Annotated in this window: 15 protein-coding genes; 9 read left to right on the top strand and 6 right to left on the bottom strand. The window is 74.3% G+C overall.

All coding sequences use genetic code 11. The features are described from left to right. The first annotated feature begins 97 nt into the window (after window positions 1-97). On the top strand, window positions 98-1012 hold the full coding sequence (locus ACZ501_RS15650) for an oxygenase MpaB family protein (RefSeq protein WP_361611254.1): 915 nt from the start codon (window positions 98-100) through the stop codon (window positions 1010-1012). 64 nt (window positions 1013-1076) lie between these two features. On the opposite strand, the gene ACZ501_RS15655 is transcribed toward ACZ501_RS15650, so the two are convergent. Then, window positions 1077-1685 carry a class I SAM-dependent methyltransferase gene (locus ACZ501_RS15655; protein ID WP_361611258.1) on the bottom strand — a complete coding sequence of 203 codons (609 nt, stop codon included), beginning with the start codon at window positions 1683-1685 and terminating at the stop codon, window positions 1077-1079. A gap of 169 nt (window positions 1686-1854) precedes the next feature. On the opposite strand from ACZ501_RS15655, the gene ACZ501_RS15660 reads away from it, so the two are divergent. From ACZ501_RS15660 to ACZ501_RS15690, 7 genes are all read left to right on the top strand, one after another. Next, a complete protein-coding gene (locus ACZ501_RS15660) occupies window positions 1855-2691 on the top strand; it encodes an MHYT domain-containing protein (protein ID WP_468795772.1) in 837 nt (278 codons plus the stop codon). Window positions 2692-2754: 63 nt separating this feature from the next. Continuing rightward, the gene (locus tag ACZ501_RS15665; RefSeq protein ID WP_468795775.1) at window positions 2755-5292 is read left to right on the top strand and encodes a sensor histidine kinase; all 2538 of its coding nucleotides are present in this window, start codon (window positions 2755-2757) and stop codon (window positions 5290-5292) included. Then, window positions 5292-5735, top strand: a complete 444-nt coding sequence (locus ACZ501_RS15670; protein WP_361609966.1) for a roadblock/LC7 domain-containing protein — start codon at window positions 5292-5294, stop codon at window positions 5733-5735. Before ACZ501_RS15665 ends, ACZ501_RS15670 begins: the two co-directional genes overlap by 1 nt. Then, window positions 5732-6133, top strand: a complete 402-nt coding sequence (locus ACZ501_RS15675; RefSeq protein ID WP_361609965.1) for a DUF742 domain-containing protein — start codon at window positions 5732-5734, stop codon at window positions 6131-6133. Before ACZ501_RS15670 ends, ACZ501_RS15675 begins: the two co-directional genes overlap by 4 nt. After that, complete coding sequence (locus ACZ501_RS15680; RefSeq protein ID WP_361609964.1) at window positions 6133-6774, top strand: GTP-binding protein; 642 nt, start codon at window positions 6133-6135, stop codon at window positions 6772-6774. The genes ACZ501_RS15675 and ACZ501_RS15680 overlap by 1 nt, the downstream gene beginning before the upstream one ends. Window positions 6775-7147: 373 nt before the next feature. Continuing rightward, a complete protein-coding gene (locus tag ACZ501_RS15685) occupies window positions 7148-7546 on the top strand; it encodes a roadblock/LC7 domain-containing protein (RefSeq protein ID WP_351826093.1) in 399 nt (132 codons plus the stop codon). A 124-nt stretch (window positions 7547-7670) separates the two neighbouring features. After that, window positions 7671-8537 carry a DUF6397 family protein gene (locus ACZ501_RS15690; RefSeq protein ID WP_468795778.1) on the top strand — a complete coding sequence of 289 codons (867 nt, stop codon included), beginning with the start codon at window positions 7671-7673 and terminating at the stop codon, window positions 8535-8537. On the opposite strand, the gene ACZ501_RS15695 is transcribed toward ACZ501_RS15690, so the two are convergent. The 3 genes from ACZ501_RS15695 to ACZ501_RS15705 all read right to left on the bottom strand — a co-directional run bounded on the left by ACZ501_RS15695 (window position 8501) and on the right by ACZ501_RS15705 (window position 12514). Then, window positions 8501-8902, bottom strand: a complete 402-nt coding sequence (locus tag ACZ501_RS15695) for a YchJ family protein (protein WP_361609962.1) — start codon at window positions 8900-8902, stop codon at window positions 8501-8503. The genes ACZ501_RS15690 and ACZ501_RS15695 overlap by 37 nt on opposite strands. 56 nt (window positions 8903-8958) lie before the next feature. Continuing rightward, the gene (locus tag ACZ501_RS15700) at window positions 8959-9861 is read right to left on the bottom strand and encodes an acyl-CoA thioesterase (protein WP_361609961.1); all 903 of its coding nucleotides are present in this window, start codon (window positions 9859-9861) and stop codon (window positions 8959-8961) included. Window positions 9862-9931: 70 nt separating this feature from the next. Beyond that, entirely contained in the window at window positions 9932-12514 is a 2583-nt protein-coding gene (locus tag ACZ501_RS15705) for a DEAD/DEAH box helicase (protein ID WP_361609960.1), read from the bottom strand. 85 nt (window positions 12515-12599) lie between these two features. On the opposite strand from ACZ501_RS15705, the gene ACZ501_RS15710 reads away from it, so the two are divergent. Continuing rightward, window positions 12600-13391, top strand: a complete 792-nt coding sequence (locus tag ACZ501_RS15710; protein ID WP_362466434.1) for a metal-dependent hydrolase — start codon at window positions 12600-12602, stop codon at window positions 13389-13391. 191 nt (window positions 13392-13582) lie between these two features. Here the strand turns inward: ACZ501_RS15710 and ACZ501_RS15715 are convergent, their stop codons facing one another. Both ACZ501_RS15715 and ACZ501_RS15720 read right to left on the bottom strand, forming a co-directional pair. Next, window positions 13583-15364 carry an ABC transporter ATP-binding protein gene (locus ACZ501_RS15715; RefSeq protein WP_468795781.1) on the bottom strand — a complete coding sequence of 594 codons (1782 nt, stop codon included), beginning with the start codon at window positions 15362-15364 and terminating at the stop codon, window positions 13583-13585. Beyond that, window positions 15361-17190, bottom strand: a complete 1830-nt coding sequence (locus ACZ501_RS15720) for an ABC transporter transmembrane domain-containing protein (protein WP_468795784.1) — start codon at window positions 17188-17190, stop codon at window positions 15361-15363. The genes ACZ501_RS15715 and ACZ501_RS15720 overlap by 4 nt, the downstream gene beginning before the upstream one ends. Between the last annotated feature and the right edge of the window lie 62 nt (window positions 17191-17252).

Raw genomic sequence — 17252 nt, forward strand, 5'->3', positions numbered from 1 at the left:
CCAGCGGGTAACTCGCACGTCGAGACCCGACGGGGACCGATTTCCAAGCCCGCTACCTGCACGTAGAGTTGGGGACCCGCCACAGAAAGGGAGACCGGTGCAGCGTTACGACCGGCTGAGGGAGATCCTCCGGCTCGACCCCGAGAAGGACTTCCTCGCCATCTACCGGCTCACCGCCACCTACGAGTTCCCCTGGGACTTCACCCGCGCCCTGGAACTCGCCCTCTTCAGGACATACGCCGTGCCCTCCATCGGCGCCCTGCTGGCCGAGACCGCCGAGTTCACCGACCGCGCCCAGAAGCGCTACGACGACACCGCCCTCCTCCTCGACGCCGTCGTGGAACACGGCTTCGGGAGCGACACGGCCCGCACCGCGATCCGCCGCGTCAACCAGATGCACCGCAGCTACGACATCTCCAACGACGACATGCGCTACGTGCTGTGCACGTTCGTGGTGATTCCCGCGCGCTGGGTCGACGCCTACGGCTGGCGCCGGCTGACCCACCACGAACGCCGCGCCTGCGCCCAGTACTACGCCACCCTCGGCCGGCACCTGGGCATCACCGACATTCCGGACTCCTACGAGGAGTTCGAGGCCACCCTCGACGCCTACGAGCAGGCCCACTTCGGATGGGACGAGGGGGGCCGCGCGGTCGCCGACTCCACCCTGGACCTGATGGCCTCCTGGTACCCCGCGCCGCTCGCCCCCGCCGTGCGCCGCGCCGGCCTCGCCCTGCTGGACGAGCCGCTGCTCAGCGCGTTCCGGTACGAGTCCCCCCGCCCCGGCGTCCGGCGCCTGGTGCGCGGCGCCCTGCGGCTGCGCGGACGCGCGGTACGGCTGCTGCCCCCGCGCCGCGCACCGCACTACGCCCGCCAGAACCCGGAGATCAAGGGCTACCCCCACGGCTACGACGTCGGCGAGCTCGGCACCTTCCCCGTGCCCGGCGCGGGCGGCTGCCCCGTGCCGCACCCGCGCCGCCCGGCCGGAGCCGAGGCCCAGCCTCCCGCGTAGCCCCCGGTACGGGCGGGCGCGGGCGCGCGGGGCGACGTACGAAAAGGCCCCCGCGCCGGGTGTCTCAGGCGTCGCGCAGGGCCAGGACCAGGAAGCGGGTGTCCTCGTCCGCGTACGAGGTCATCCGCCAGCCGGACCCGGACAGGAGCGGGCCGAGGTTGTGCTCCGCCCGCAGGTCGTCCGGGGTCAGCTCGCGGCCGTGGCGCGCGGCCAGCGCGGCACGCCCGATCGGGTGAAAGAGCGCGAGCCGGCCGCCGGGGCGGACGACGCGGGCGAGCTCGCGCAGGTTGGCGGCCGGATCGGGCAGGTGGGCGATCAGCCCGGCGGCGAACACCGCGTCCAGGACCCCGTCGCGCAGCGGCAGGCGGGCCACGTCGGCGCGCAGCAGCGTCCCCTCGCGGTCGCGCCCGGCCCCGCGCGCCGCGGCCAGCATCTCCTCGGTGAGGTCGACGCCGAGCACGGTTCCGGACGGCCCGACGGCCGCGCGGAGGGGGACCAGCGCCCGGCCGGTCCCGCAGCCCGCGTCGAGCACCCGGTCCCCGGGGCCGACACCGAACTCCGCCACGGCGGTCGCGAAGGCGGGCGCGTCCTCGGGGAACTTGCCGTCCCAGGCGGCCGCGCGCGACCCGAAGAACTCCTGCACGCGCGTGTGGTCTTCGTTCATACGGCTCATACGGCTCATGCGCACATGATCCCGCACCCCGCGGTTCCCGCGGGCCGTGCGCAAGGTGGCACGCGGCGTGATCGGAGACGAACGTAGCTCTGTCATATTCCAGCAGTTACAGCGTCTTTCGAAATGCGCCCCTTGTTCGCGCCCTCACCCGGACTAGCGTCCCGTGGCCATGGGACACCTGGACCACGCCGCCTATGGCTGGCTGACACCCGCACTGTCATATGTGATGGCATCGATCGGCGCCGCCCTCGGCCTGCGCTGCACCGTCCGCGCGCTCGCCGCGACCGGCGCCTCCCGCCGCAACTGGCTCCTCACCGCGGCCTCGGCCATCGGCACCGGCATCTGGACGATGCACTTCGTCGCCATGCTCGGCTTCCACGTCACCGGCACCGAGATCCACTACGACGTGCCGATGACCCTCCTCAGCCTGCTCGTCGCCGTGGCCGTCGTCGGCGCCGGGGTCTTCGCCGTCGGCTACGGCAGGGACCGTGGCCGCTCCCTCGTCCTCGGCGGCCTGACCACCGGACTCGGGGTCGCGAGCATGCACTACCTCGGCATGGCCGCCCTGCGCCTGCACGGACGGATCGACTACGACCCGCTCACCGTCGCGCTCTCGGTCGCCATCGCCGTCGTCGCCGCCACCGCCGCGCTCTGGGCCGCCCTGAACATCAAGTCGCCGGTGGCCGTCGCCGGGGCCTCCCTCGTCATGTGCGCGGCCGTCAGCAGCATGCACTACACCGGGATGGCGGCCGTCGCCGTCCGCGTCGCCCCCTCGGGCGCCGCGCTGCCCGGAGCCACCGCGATGCAGTTCATCTTCCCGCTCGCGGTCGGGCTCGGCTCCTACCTCTTCATCACCGCGGCCTTCGTGGCGCTCTCCCCGGGGGCGGACGAGGGGGCGGCTCCGGCTCCGGGCTCCGCGTCGGCCCCGGCTCCGTCCGCCGCGGCCGCCGGGTACGCGCCCGCCGCCACCCGGCGTCCGGGCGGCGGCGCCCTCCCCTCCCGCTGACCTGCCCTCCCCCCCCTGAAGACCCGCACCTGAGGACCCGCACCGCCCCGGAACGAGGAGCCCATGCGCACACCCCGCACCAGACCGGCAGCAGCGGCGCCGCGGCTCCCCGCGCCGCCGCCGCCGTCGCGCGGCCGCCGCGCGCACGCCGGTCCCCCCGCGGCGGAACCCCGGGAACCCGCGTCCCCCCGGCCCGTCCCCGCCGGGGGCGCCGGCGGCCCGACCGGACCGTGGGCCCGGCTGCGGCCCGCCACCGTCCGCGCGAAGATCGTCTCGCTGCTGATGGTCCCGGTCGTCTCCCTGCTCGCCCTCTGGGGCTTCGCCACCGTCAGCACCGCCCAGGAGATGGCCCGGCTCGGCCGCATCCGCCAGGCCGACGCGGAGATACGCACCCCCCTCGCCGCCGCCCTCACGGAGATCCAGGCCGAGCGCCGGGCCGCCGTCCGCTTCCTGGCCGACGCCGCGTCCGGAGAGGCGGCCGCCCTCGAGCAGCAGTCCCGGCGCACCGACGAGGCCGTACGCCGGCTGCGCCTCGGCGACCGGCACACCGTCGCCGACTCCGGCGAGTACCGCTCCGACACGGCCGTGCGGCTCGGCGCCTTCGTCGCCGACGTGCAGGCGCTCGGCTCCGCCCGCAAGGACATCGCCGCCCGCCGCGCCACCCCGGACGGGGCCTACGAGGCGTACACCCGCGCGGCCGACGCCGCCCTCGCCGCCGAGGGCGCCCTCTCCGGCGGCTCCGACGCCGAACTCGGCCCGGAAGCCCGGGTCCTGCTGGAGTTCACCCGGGCCGCTGAGCTGCTGTCCCGCGAGGACGCGCTGCTCGCCCTGCCCGGCCCGCGCACCGCCGAGGCGCTGCGCCGCCTGACCGGCGCCGTGGAGAGCCGCCGGACCCTTACCGCCGCCACCGCCCGGGACCTGCCGGCGGACCAGCGGGCCGCGTGGGAGTCCGTGTCGAAGAGCGCCTCCTACGCCGACCTCACCGCCGCCGAGGACAAGGCGCTGGCCGCAGCCCCGGCCGCGCCGGTCCCCGCCGCCGCGACCTCCGCCGCGGCTTCCGCGGCCGCCTCGGCGGCTGCGTCGTCCCCGCGCGAGGCCCATGGCCCGCCCGCCGGGTGGGACGCCGCCTATGCCGGCGTGAGCGGCTCGATGCGCGAGATCCGGCAGGCCGCGCACGCCCGTGCCGCCGGGCGGTCCGGTCCGCTCGCCGAAGGCGCGCTCAGCCCGGCCGGCGCCGCCGTCCTGCTCGGGCTGGCGGCGGTGGCCACCTCGCTGGTGATCTCCGTACGCATCGGCCGCGCCCTGGTGGTGGAGCTGGTGTCGCTGCGCGACACCGCCCTGGAGATCGCCCGGCACAAGCTGCCGCAGGCCATGGAACGGCTGCGGGCCGGGCGCCCCGAGGACATCGACATCGACGCCGAGGCGCCGCCCGGGCCGCCCGCGCAGGACGAGATCGCCCAGGTCGGCGAGGCCCTGTCCACCGTCCACCGGGCCGCCCTCGGCGCCGCCGTCGAGCGCGCCGAACTCGCCGGCGGGGTGAGCGGGGTCTTCGTCAACCTCGCCCGCCGCAGCCAGGTCCTGGTGCACAAGCAGCTCAGCCTCCTCGACTCGATGGAGCGCCGCGCCGACGACCCGGGCGAACTCGGCGACCTCTTCCGGCTCGACCACCTCACGACGCGGATGCGCCGCCACGCGGAGAGCCTGATCATCCTCTCGGGTGCCGCCCCGGGCCGGGCCTGGCGGACGCCGGTCCCGCTGACGAACGTCGTGCGCGCCGCCGTCTCCGAGATCGAGGACTACCCGCGCGTGGAGGTCAGCCGGCTCGCCGAGGCCGCCGTGGCCGGCGGATCGGTCGCGGACCTCACGCACCTGCTCGCCGAACTGATAGAGAACGCCGCCCAGTTCTCCCCGCCGCACACCAAGGTCCGGGTCAGCGGCGAACCCGTCGGTGCCGGCTACGTCCTGGAGGTCGAGGACCGCGGGCTCGGCATGGGCCGTGAGGCGCTCGCGGAGGCCAACCGCCGCATCGAGCACTGCGAGGACCTCGACCTCTTCGACAGCGACCGCCTCGGCCTGTTCGTGGTCAGCCGGCTCTCCGCCCGCCACGGGATCCAGGTGCATCTGCGGCCCTCGCCGTACGGGGGGACCACCGCCGTGGTGCTGCTGCCCAACTCCCTCCTCCAGGGGGCGATCGAGGCCCCGCCGACCCCCGCCCCCGGGCCGCCCGCCGCCCCCGGGCCGCACGCCGACCCCGAGCCGCAGGCCGGTCCCGGGCCGCAGGCGCCCGCCGCCGCGGTGGCGCCGCTGCGGCCGCGCGGCGCCGGGGGCGCGGTCATCCGTACCGTCCCGGCACCGGCACCGGCCGTTCCCGGCGCCTCCGTCACCGAACTGCCGCGACGCGTACGCCAGGCCAGCCTGGTCCCGCAGCTGCGCGAGGCACCCGCCGCCGAGGCCCCGCCGGGTCCCCGGCCCCCGGGGGACCCCGCGACCGCGGCCCGCAGCCCGGAGCAGGCGCGGGAGCGGATGGCCGCCTACCGGGCCGGGTGGGCGCGCGGCGCCCGGGACGAGTCCCCCCACGCAGGCAGCGAAGGAGAAGCGTGATGACCGAACACCACAGGGCCGCCCCCGGGGGCGGCCGCAGATCCGGCGAACTGGACTGGCTGCTCGACGACCTCGTCCTGCGCGTCCGCGAGGTCCGGCACGCGGTGGTCCTGTCCAACGACGGTCTGCCGGTGGGTTCCTCCAGTGCGCTGAGCCGGGAGGACGCCGAGCACCTCGCGGCGGTCGCCTCCGGCTTCCACAGCCTCGCCAAGGGCGCGGGCCGGCACTTCCACGCCGGGGGCGTACGCCAGACGATGGTCGAGATGGACGAGGGGTTCCTCTTCGTCGCCGCCGCCGGGGAAGGCTCCTGCCTGGCCGTCCTCAGTTCCGCCGGCGCCGACGTCGGGCTGATCGCGTACGAGATGGCCCGGCTGGTCAAGCGGGTCGGCGAGCACCTGTACACGCCGCCCCGGTTCGCGGCCCACCCGCCGGCCGCCGGGTGAGAGCGGCGGTCCGGGACGTGGGCGGCCAGTGGTACGACGCCGAGGCGGGCCCGCTCGTGCGCCCGTACGCCATGACCGGAGGGCGTACGAAGCCGGGCCCCCACGGGGTCCGGTTCGACCTGATCGCCCTGGTGGTGGTGGATCCGGAGGCGGCCGGCGCGGGGGACGAGGCGCTGCTCGGCCCGGAGCACCGGGCCCTGCTCGGGCTCTGCCGCGCCGAGACCCAGTCGGTCGCGGAGCTCGCGGCGGAGGCCGACCTTCCGGTGGGGGTGGTGCGGGTGCTGCTGGGCGACCTGCTGGAGGCGGGACACGTCAAGGTCAGCCGGCCGGTGCCGCCCGCCCGGCTCCCGGACGAGCGGATTCTGCGGGAAGTCATCGAGGGATTGCGAGCGCTGTGATGGGACTGCACGACAACGGCACGGCGGAGACCGGAGGTTCCGCGGCCGGGCCCGGCGCCGAGGAGGAACTCGCCGCGCTCGCCCTGAAGATCCTGGTGGCCGGCGGCTTCGGGGTCGGCAAGACCACGCTGGTGGGCGCGGTCAGTGAGATCAAACCGCTGCGGACGGAGGAGTCGCTGAGCGAGGCGGGCGAACTGGTCGACGACACGGGAGGGGTGGACCAGAAGACCACGACCACGGTGGCGATGGACTTCGGGCGGATCACCATCCGGGAGGGCCTGTCGCTCTACCTGTTCGGGACGCCGGGCCAGGACCGGTTCTGGTTCCTGTGGGACGAGCTCGCGCAGGGCGCGCTGGGGGCGGTCGTGCTCGCCGACACCCGGAGGCTGGAGGACTGCTTTCCGGCGGTGGACTACTTCGAGCACCGGCGCATCCCCTTCGTGGTCGCCGTCAACTGCTTCGCCGGAGCCCGCGGTTACGGTTCGGACGAGGTGTCCCGGGCGCTGGACCTGGAGCAGGGGACGCCGGTGGTGCTGTGCGACGCGCGGGACAAGGACTCGGGGAAGGAAGTGCTGATCCGGCTGGTGGAGTACGCCGGGCGGGTGCACACCGCGCGGCTGCTCGACTCGGTGGGACCGTAGTCCGCCCCGGCGGCGGCGAGGGACGCCCGCCGGCGAGGGCGGCCCGCGCACCGCGCAGCCGTGGGGTGCGACCCGGCCGTAGGGGGCCGGATTCCGCCCCTTGACGGTGTTCCCGCCGGTGCCGGAGAGGGGGGAATCCCCGCCGGGAACGGACCGGATGGGAGCGATGTGCGCGCTTCCGTCCTCGCGGGGCGCGGACGGCTTTCCGGCGCCGGCGGAGCGGGGGAGGAACGCACGCCAGTCCTCTTGAGTCATCTTCCGGGCCAAGCGTCCGTCCTCCTTGCCGGAAAGCCCCTGGTGGGCAAGGCTTGCGGCACGACCGAACGGGGTGGGGCGCGGCCACGTCGGCCGGGTCAACGGGGAGGGGCTGGAAATGGCACTGGACAAGCAGCTCGACTGGTTGCTGGACGATCTGACCCGCAGGGTCCCGCAGGTCCGGCACGCGGTGGTCCTGTCGAACGACGGGCTCGTCACGGCGGCGAGCGCCGGGCTGGCGCGCGAGGACGCGGAGCACCTGGCGGCGGTCGCGGCCGGCCTGCAGAGCCTGGCGAAGGGCTCCGGGCGGCACTTCCGGGCGGGTGAGGTCCGCCAGACGATGGTCGAGTACGACGAGGGGTTCCTCTTCGTCGTGGCGGCCGGCTCGGGCAGCTGCCTGTGCGCGCTCAGCGCCGCGGAGGCGGACATCGTGCAGGTGGCGTACGAGATGACGCTGCTGGTCAACCGGGTCGGGGAGCACCTGGGCGTCGCGGAGCGGCGGATCACCGGGGGCTGACGGCCGCTCCGGTCGGGCTGACCTCCGGCCGGGACGGGAAGTTATCCACAGGCCTCGCGCACTGTCGTCACGCCCGGTTACGGTCTTCACACAGAGTGATCGCCACTCGTGGGGGAGGACTGTGATGAAGGTGGACATGCTGGAGCGGGCGTCCGTGGGCGGGGACGCGAGCGCGGGCGTCGCGGACCGGGGCGTACGACTGGACCCACGGGCGGAGGCGCCGCCGCAGCAGACGCCGCTGAGCGGAATCCGCGCGGCAGAGGAACTGGGGCTGAGCCGCAGCGAGTTCGCCCGGGCCGTCCAGCTGGGACTGGTACGCCCGGCCCCCCGGGCCGCGAGCGGAACCGCCCGCTTCACCCGGGACGAGCTGGACCGGGTCAAGGCGGAGGAGGGCTTCCCGCAGGCGCTGCGCACGCGGATCGAAACCGTGGCCGGCACCGACGCGGGGGCGCGGGTGCTGGAGGTCGGGCCGAGCCGGTTCACCCGGCTCGCGCGCTGCGGGCACCTCACGCCCGTCGGCTACCGGATCAACCGCTACCGGGCCGTCGTCTGGCTCTATCTGGCCGCGGAGCTGCGGGAGTTCGCGGCCCGGGAGCCGGGGATGCTGGCGGGGGCCGCGCCGCCGCCCGACCGGGAGCTGATGGCGGCCGGGGCGGACCTGAGGCCGCGCAGGTGGCGGGGGCGGCATGTGGGGCTCCTGCTCAGAGGCACCGCCGACCCCTGGGAGCGGGCGGCCGTACTGGCCTCCGTCCTCCCCGAGGAGGAAGTACGGGCGGCCGTGCCCGACCCGGCGGAGCGCATCGTGCTCGCCGCCCTCGCGCCGCCCCCGCCCTACGGCCACCCGCAGGTGCCGGCGGCCGCGGAGGTCGCGGGACGGCTGCTGCGGGCGGAGCCGCCGGAGGAGGTCCACTGGTACCGCGCCAGCCTGGACTTCGCCCTGACCGGCGCGCGGGATCAGTCGAACTCGACGGGGGAGAGGGGGCCGACGTAGACCCAGGCTCCCCCTTCGCGGGAGAAGGAGCTGTGCTCGTGCAGCGAGCCGGTGTGGCCGCCCTCGCGGTAGTGGGCGCGGAACTCCACCGACCCCTGCGTCTCGAACATCCCGCCGCGTTCGGTGTCCAGGATCTCCAGGCGCTCCCAGCGCTGCTCCGGATCCAGGTCGAGCCGGCCCGGACGCGTCGAGGAGTGCCAGGAGCGCAGGAGGTAGGCGGTGTCGCCGACCGCGAAGGCGCTGAAGCGGGAACGCATCAGCAGCTCGGCGGTGGGCGCCTGCCCGGCGCCCGAGTGGAAGCGGCCGCAGCAGTCCGGGTAGGCGGCGGGCAGCCCGCAGGGGCAGGGGAGGGCCGGGGTGGGCATCGGTGCGATCAGCTCTTCGGTGAGGAGGGCGGGGAGGAGGTGCGGCGCTCCGGCCGCTACTGGGGCGAGACGGCGGGCGTGGACTTCTCGGCCGGGTACGGGCGGAAGAGGCCCTCCTGGACCACGGAGACCAGCAGCCTGCCCTCCACGTCGTAGATGCGGCCGCGGGCCAGACCACGGCCGCCGTGCGCGATGGGCGACTCCTGGTCGTACAGGAACCACTCGTCCGCACGGAACGGCCGGTGGAACCACATGGCGTGGTCCAGGGAGGCCATGTCGAAACCGCGCATGCCCCACAGCGGTTCCACGGGGATGCGCACGGCGTCCAGGAGGGTCATGTCACTGGCGTAGGTGAGGGCGCAGGTGTGCACGAGGGGGTCGTCGCCGAGCGGGCCGACCGCCCGCATCCACACCGCGCTGCGCGGATCGGCGTCCTTGAGGTCCTCGGGGGTCCAGCGGAGCCGGTCCACGTACCGGATGTCGAAGGGCTGGCGACGGGCCATCCGCTCCAGCGCCTCGGGCAGCGCGCCCAGGTGCTCGCGGATCTCGTCCACGACCTTCGGGAGCGTGTCCGGGTGGGGGAAGTCGAGGCGGGGAGGCAGCTGGTGCTCGATGCCGCCCTCCTCCGGGTGATGGAAGGAGGCGGTCAGGTTGAAGATGGTCTTGCCCTGCTGGACGGCGGTGACCCGGCGCGTGGTGAAGGAGCGCCCGTCGCGCACCCGCTCCACCTGGTACACGATCGGGACCCCGGGGATGCCCGGGCGCAGGAAGTACGCGTGCAGCGAGTGGACCGGCCGGTCGCTCTCGGTGGTCCGGCCGGCGGCCACCAGCGCCTGGCCGGCGACCTGGCCGCCGAACACGCGCTGGAGGGACTCCTGGGGGCTGGCCCCCCGGAAGATGTTGACCTCGATCTGCTCCAGGTCGAGCAGATCGACCAGTCTCTCGGCGGGGTTCGTCATCACAGGTTCTCCACTGTCGGGTCCGGCGGGCCGGGCGGGGCCGCCCGGGGCGGTGGCTCGTGAGGTGCGGTCAGGGGGTGCCGAGCTCGCCGACGGAGGTGACCCGGATGACGGCCCGGCCCTCCTCGTCGGACGCGGCGAGGTCGACCTCGGCGCTGATGCCCCAGCCGTGGTCGCCGTCGGGGTCGGCGAAGGCCTGGCGGACGCGCCACAGGCCGTGCGCCGGGTCCTCCTCGATCTGCAGGAGCTTGGGGCCGCGCGCGTCGGGTCCCGTGCCGAGGTCGTCGTACTCGTCCCAGTACGCGTCCATGGCCTCGCCCCAGGCGTCGGCGTCCCAGCCGGACTCGGCGTCCAGCTCACCCAGCTGGCCGACGTGGTCCAGGGCCGCCAGCTCGACCCGGCGGAACATGGCGTTGCGGACCAACACGCGGAAGGCGCGGGCGTTGGCCGTGACCGGCTTGACCTGGTCGGCCTTCTCCTGGGCCTGCTCCGCCGTCTCCACCTCCGGGTTCGCCAGCTGCTCCCACTCGTCCAGCAGGCTGGAGTCGACCTGGCGGACCAGTTCGCCCAGCCAGGCGATGAGGTCTTCGAGGTCCTCGGACTTCAGGTCGTCGGGGATGGTGTGGTCCAGCGCCTTGTACGCGCTCGCCAGGTAGCGCAGCACGATGCCCTCGGTACGGGCCAGCTCGTAGAAGGAGGTGAACTCGGTGAAGGTCATCGCGCGCTCGTACATGTCGCGGATGATCGACTTCGGGGAGACCGGGTGGTCGCGGACCCACGGGTGGCTCTTGCTGTAGACCTCGTAGGCGTGGACCAGCAGTTCCTCGAGGGGCTTGGGATACGTGACCTCCTGGAGGCGCTCCATCCGCTCCTCGTACTCGATCCCGTCGGCCTTCATCGCACCGACCGCGATGCCCCGCTCCTTGTTCTGCTGGGCCGCCAGGATCTGGCGCGGATCGTCCAGCGTGGACTCCACGACGGAGACCATGTCCAGCGCGTAGGACGGGGACTCCGGGTCCAGCAGGTCGAAGGCGGCCAGCGCGAAGGTGGACAGCGGCTGGTTCAGCGCGAAGTCCTGCTGGAGGTCGACGGTGAGCCGGATGGTGCGTCCCTCGGCGTCCGGGGTGTCGAGCTTCTCGACGACCCCGCCGTCCAGCAGCGACCGGTAGATCGCGATGGCCCGGCGGATGTGGCGCAGCTGGGCCTTGCGCGGCTCGTGGTTGTCCTCCAGGAGGTGGCGCATCGCCTTGAAGGCGTCGCCCGGGCGGGCGATCACCGAGAGCAGCATGATGTTGGTGACCTTGAAGCGGGAGGTCAGCGGCTCCGGGTCGGCGGCGATCAGCTTCTCGAAGGTGGTGTCCGACCAGGCCACGAAGCCTTCGGGGGCCTTCTTGCGGACGACCTTGCGGCGCTTCTTCGGGTCGTCACCGGCCTTCGCGAGGGCCTTCTCGTTCTCGATGACGTGCTCGGGCGCCTGCGCGACCACGAACCCGGCCGTGTCGAACCCGGCCCGGCCCGCCCGGCCGGCGATCTGGTGGAACTCCCGCGCGCGCAGCGTGCGGACGCGGTTGCCGTCGTACTTGGTGAGCGCGGTGAACAGCACCGTGCGGATCGGGACGTTGACGCCGACGCCGAGGGTGTCGGTGCCGCAGATGACCTTCAGCAGGCCGGCCTGCGCCAGCTTCTCCACGAGCCGCCGGTACTTGGGCAGCATGCCCGCGTGGTGCACGCCGATGCCGTGGCGGACGTAGCGGGAGAGGTTCTGGCCGAACTTCGTGGTGAAGCGGAAGTTGCCGATCAGCTCCGCGATCTTGTCCTTCTCCTCGCGGGTGCACATGTTGATGCTCATCAGCGACTGCGCCCGCTCGACCGCCTGAGCCTGGGTGAAGTGCACGATGTACACGGGCGCCTGCCGGGTCTCCAGCAGCTCGGTGATGGTGTCGGTGATCGGCGTGGTCACGTACTCGTACGAGAGCGGGACCGGCCGGGTCGCGGAGCGCACCACGGTGGTCGGGCGGCCGGTCCTGCGGGTCAGGTCGTCCTCGAACCGCTTCACGTCGCCGAGGGTCGCCGACATCAGGACGAACTGCGCCTGCGGCAGCTCCAGCAGCGGGATCTGCCAGGCCCAGCCGCGGTCCGGCTCCGCGTAGAAGTGGAACTCGTCCATCACGACCTGGCCGATGTCGGCGTACTTGCCGTCGCGCAGCGCGATGGAGGCCAGCACCTCGGCGGTGCAGCAGATCACCGGGGCGTCGGCGTTGACCGAGGCGTCACCGGTCAGCATGCCGACGTTCTCGGTGCCGAAGAGCTTGCACAGGTCGAAGAACTTCTCCGACACCAGCGCCTTGATCGGCGCGGTGTAGAAGGTGACCTTGTCCTGGGCCAGCGCGGTGAAGTGCGCCCCGGCCGCCACCAGGCTCTTGCCGGAGCCGGTCGGGGTCGACAGGACCACGTTCGCGCCGGAGACGACCTCGATCAGCGCCTCCTCCTGCGCCGGGTACAGGGTGATGCCCTGGTCCTCCGCCCACGAGGAGAAAGCCTCGAAGAGGGCGTCGGGGTCGGCGGTCGGCGGGAGCTGATCAATGAGGGTCACGCCCCCATCTTGCCTGGCTTCCCCCCGGAAGAGGGAACCGGCGGACGGGAGGAAGATCATCGCCGGTACGCTGGGCCGTCGAGGCGGCCCGAGCGAATCCCTTCACCGGGCCCCAACCACAACAGAACCGGGGCGGGGAACGAGCATGATGGGTCCGGCGCACTCACTGTCGGGGGCTGCGGCCTGGCTGGGGGTGGGCGCCGCGGCAGCGGCCGCCGGACATCCGATGCCCTGGCCCGTCCTGGTCGTCGGCGCCCTGATCTGCGCCGGAGCGGCCCTGGCCCCCGACCTCGACCACAAGTCGGCGACGATCTCCCGCGCCTTCGGGCCCCTGTCCCGGGGCCTGTGCGAGGTGGTCGACAAGATCTCCTACGCCGTCTACAAGGCGACCCGCTCACCGCGCGACGCCCGCCGTACCGGGGGCCACCGCACGCTGACCCATACCTGGCTCTGGGCGGTCCTGGTCGGCGCGGGATCCTCCGCGCTCGCGGCGTCCGCCGACCGCTGGGGCGTGCTGGCGCTGCTCTTCGTGCACCTGGTGCTGGCCGTCGAAGGCCTCCTGTGGCGGGCGGCCCGGATGTCCAGCGACATCCTGGTCTGGCTGCTCGGCGCGACCAGCGCCTGGATCCTCGCCGGGGTGCTCGCCGAACCGGGCAACGGCGCGGGCTGGCTCTTCACCGAGCCGGGCCAGGAGTACCTCTGGCTCGGCCTGCCGATCATGCTCGGTGCGCTGGTCCACGACATCGGAGACGCGCTGACCGTCTCCGGCTGCCCGGTCCTGTGGCCGCTGCCCATCGCGGGCAAGCGCTGGTACCCGGTGGGGCCGCCGAAGATGCTGCGCTTCCGCGCCGGCAGCTGGGTCGAGCTGAAGGTGCTCATGCCGGTGTTCATGCTGCTCGGGGGCATGGGCGGAGCCGCGGCCCTCGGCTTCATCTGACAACCCGCCCCTCGGGGCTCCGGGCCCACTCGGGCCCGGGACCGCCGCCCGGGGTGCCCGCCGGGGCGCCCGTGTCGGGGCGCCCGTGCCGAGTCGTGCCAGGCCGCCGCGTCCCGGGCCGTCCGCGCGAGCGTCCGCCGCCCGGCAGGGCCGGTCCGCCCCGGGCGGGGCGCCGCTCGGGGCGGTGGCCGTCATCCGTGCCAGGACCGCCACAGGGCCGCGTAGGCCCCGTCCGCCGCCACCAGCTCCTCGTGCGAACCCAGCTCGCTGATCCGCCCGGCCTCGACCACCGCGATCACGTCCGCGTCGTGCGCCGTGTGCAGCCGGTGCGCGATCGCGATAACCGTCCGGCCCTCCAGCACCCGCGCCAGCGAACGCTCCAGATGCCGGGCCGCCCGCGGATCCAGCAGCGAGGTCGCCTCGTCCAGCACCAGCGTGTGCGGATCCGCCAGCACCAGCCGGGCCAGCGCGACCTGCTGCGCCTGCGCCGGGGTCAGCGCGCTCCCGCCCGAACCGACCTCGGTGTCCAGGCCCGACTCCAGGGCCCGCGCCCAGCCGTCTGCGTCCACCGCGCCCAGCGCCGCCCACAGCTCGGCGTCCGCAGCATCCGTCCGGGCCAGGCGCAGGTTGTCCCGCAGGGTGCCGACGAACACGTGGTGCTCCTGGTTGACCAGCGCCACGTGCTCGCGGACCCGCTCGGCGGGCATCCGCGACAGCCGGGCCCCGCCGAGGGTGACCTCACCGGTCCGGGGCGCGTAGATGCCCGCCAGCAGCCGGCCCAGCGTGGACTTGCCCGCTCCCGAAGGGCCCACCAGCGCCATCCGGGTACCGGGCGGCACGGACAGCGACACCCGGTGCAGGACGTCCACGCCCTCCCGGTAGCCGAAGCGCACCTCCCGCGCCCGCACGTCCCGCCCCTGCGGGGCGAGCGCCCGGTCACCCGCGTCCGGCTCGATCTCCCGCACCCCCACCAGCCGCGCCAGCGACACCTGGGCGATCTGCAACTCGTCGTACCAGCGCAGGATCAGCCCGATCGGGTCGATCATCATCTGCGCCAGCAGCGCCCCCGTGATCAGCCGGCCCACCGACATCCAGCCCCGCAGCACGCAGTAGCCGCCGATCATCAGCACCGCGCCGAGGATGGTGACGAAGGTGACGTTCACGACGGAGAACAGGACCGTCCGCAGGAACAGCGTGTACCGCTCCCAGGCCGTCCACTCCACGATCCGCCGCTCCGACAGCTCGGTCCGGCGCACGCCCAGGCGGTGCGCCTCGACCGTGCGGCCCGCGTCGACCGTCTCGGTCAGCGCCGCCGCCACCGCCGCGTACCCGGCCGCCTCCGAACGGTAGGCCGAGGGCGCCCGCCGGAAGTACCAGCGGCACCCGGCGACCAGCACGGGCAGCGCCACCAGCGCGGCCAGCGCCAGCGGCGGCGCGGTGACCGCGAGCGCGCCGTAGAGCAGCCCCGCCCACACCACGCCGATCGTCAGCTGTGGCACGGCCTCGCGCATGGCGTTGCCCAGCCGGTCGATGTCGGTGGTGATCCGCGACAGCAGGTCACCGGTGCCGGCCCGCTCCAGAACCCCCGGCGGCAGGCCGACCGAGCGCACCAGGAAGTCCTCGCGCAGATCGGCCAGCATCTCCTCGCCGAGCATCGCCCCCCGCAGCCGCACCAGCCGCACGAAGCAGGTCTGCGCGGCCACCGCCAGCGCGAACAGCAGCGTCACCCGCCCCAGGTGCACCTCGGGCACCCCCGACGCGAGGTCGTCCACGACCCGCCCCAGCAGGTAGGGGCCGACCATGGAGGCGACCACCGCGACGGCGTTGACCGCCACGAGCACCACGAAGGCGCGCCGCTGCCGCCGCAGCAGCCCGCGCACGTAGCCCCGTACGGTCGCCGACGTGCCCACGGGCAGGGTCGCGGCCGTCTCGGGGGCCGCCGGATCGTAGTGCGGCGGAGCGACGCCGATCATGCGGATTCCTCGATTCCTGTGAGTTCCTCTGCCGGCCCGGCCGTGCCGGGGTCGGCCGCACCCTGTTCCTCTTCCGTCTCCCGGGTGACGACCGCCCGGTAGCGCGGGTCGCCCTGCAGCAGTTCCCGGTGGGTGCCCGACGCCAGCGCCCGGCCCTCGTGGACCAGGACGACCCGGTCCGCGCGGTCCAGCAGCAACGGCGAGGAAGCCAGCACCACCGTGGTGCGCCCGGCGCGCAGGGCGGCGATGCCGTCCGCGATCCGCGCCTCGGTGTGCGAGTCCACCGCGGACGTCGGCTCGTCCAGCACCAGCACCTCGGGATCGGTGACCAGCGACCTGGCCAGCGCGAGCCGCTGGCGCTGCCCGCCCGACAGGGACCGGCCGCGCTCGGTGATCCGCGCGTCCATCGCGTCGTCCACCCCCTCGGGAGCCGACTCCAGCAGTGCCGCGAGGACGTCCCCGCACTGCGCCGCGGCCAGCGCGTCCCCGGCCGTGACCGCCCCCGAAGCCGGTACGTCGAGCAGCTCGCGCAGCGTCCCGGACAGCAGCACCGGATCCTTGTCCTGTACGAGGACCAGCGCACGCGCCGCGTCCAGCGCGAGTTCGTCCAGCGCGACCCCGCCGAGCAGCGCCGAGGGCGCCCCGGCTCCGGTGTGCACCGGGTGCCCGCCCAGGCGCTCCGCGAGCCGCCCCGCGAGATCCGGGTCCCCGCACACGACCGCCGTGAACCGCCCGGCCGGAGCCAGCAGCCCCGTCGCCGGGTCGTACAGGTCCCCACCCGGCGCCGGAACGGCCGCGTGCCCGGCGGCGGGAACAGCGGCCCCGTCCTGCGTACGCGTCAGCGACAGCACTCGGGCGGCCCGCGCGGCGGAGGGCCGCGAGAAGGAGTACGCCATCGCGATCTCCTGGAAGAGGCCCAGGGGATAGAGCATGGTGGCCACCGCGCTGAAGGCCGCCACGAGTTCGCCGACCGCCAGCCGGCCGTCCCGGACGAGCAGCGCGCCGTACCAGACGACGGCCACCATCAGGGCGCCCGGCAGCAGCACCTGGACCGCCGCGATCAGGGCCCACATCCGGGCGCTGCGCACGGCGGCCTCGCGGACCTCCTGCGAGGCCTCGCGGTAGCGGCCCAGGAACAGCTCCTCACCTCCGATGCCGCGCAGTACCCGCAGCCCCGCGACCGTGTCGGAGGCCAGCTCGGTGGCCTTGCCGGCCTTCTCGCGCTGGAGGTCCGCGCGCCGGGTGGCGCGCGGCAGCAGCGGCAGCACCGACAGGGCCAGCACCGGCACGCCCGCCGCGACGACCACCCCGATGGAAGGCGCGTAGAACAGCAGGCCCACGCAGATGGCGCCGACCGCGAAGGCGGCGGCGAGGAAGCGGGAGACCGCCTCCACGAACCATCCGATCTTCTCCACGTCGCCCGTCGAAACCGCCGTCACTTCTCCCGCCGCGACCCGGCGGGTCAGCGCGGAGCCCAGTTCGGCGGTCTTGCGGGCGAGCAGCTGCTGCACCCGCGCGGCGGCGGTGATCCAGTTGGTGACGGCGGTGCGGTGGAGCATGGCGTCACCCACCGCCATGGCCGCGCCGACGAGCAGGAGCAGCCCGCCCGCCGACAGCAGCCCCGCGCCGTCGCGGTCCACGACGGCCTCGACGCCCTGGCCCACCACGTACGGAAGTCCGGCGACCCCGCAGAAGTGCAGGAGCCCCCAGGCCAGGCTGCGGGCCTGACCGCCGAGCTGTCCCCTGCCCAGCCACCAGAGGAAACGGGGGCCGGAGCGGGCGTCGGGTACCCCGGGGTCCGGATAGGGAAGATCGCTGATCTGCATGACGCCCCATGACTGGTCGAGGACTGCGACCCGCGCAAGGTTCGTCTTCCCGACCCGGTCCC

This window comes from Streptomyces sp. NPDC034085, from assembly GCF_055575555.1.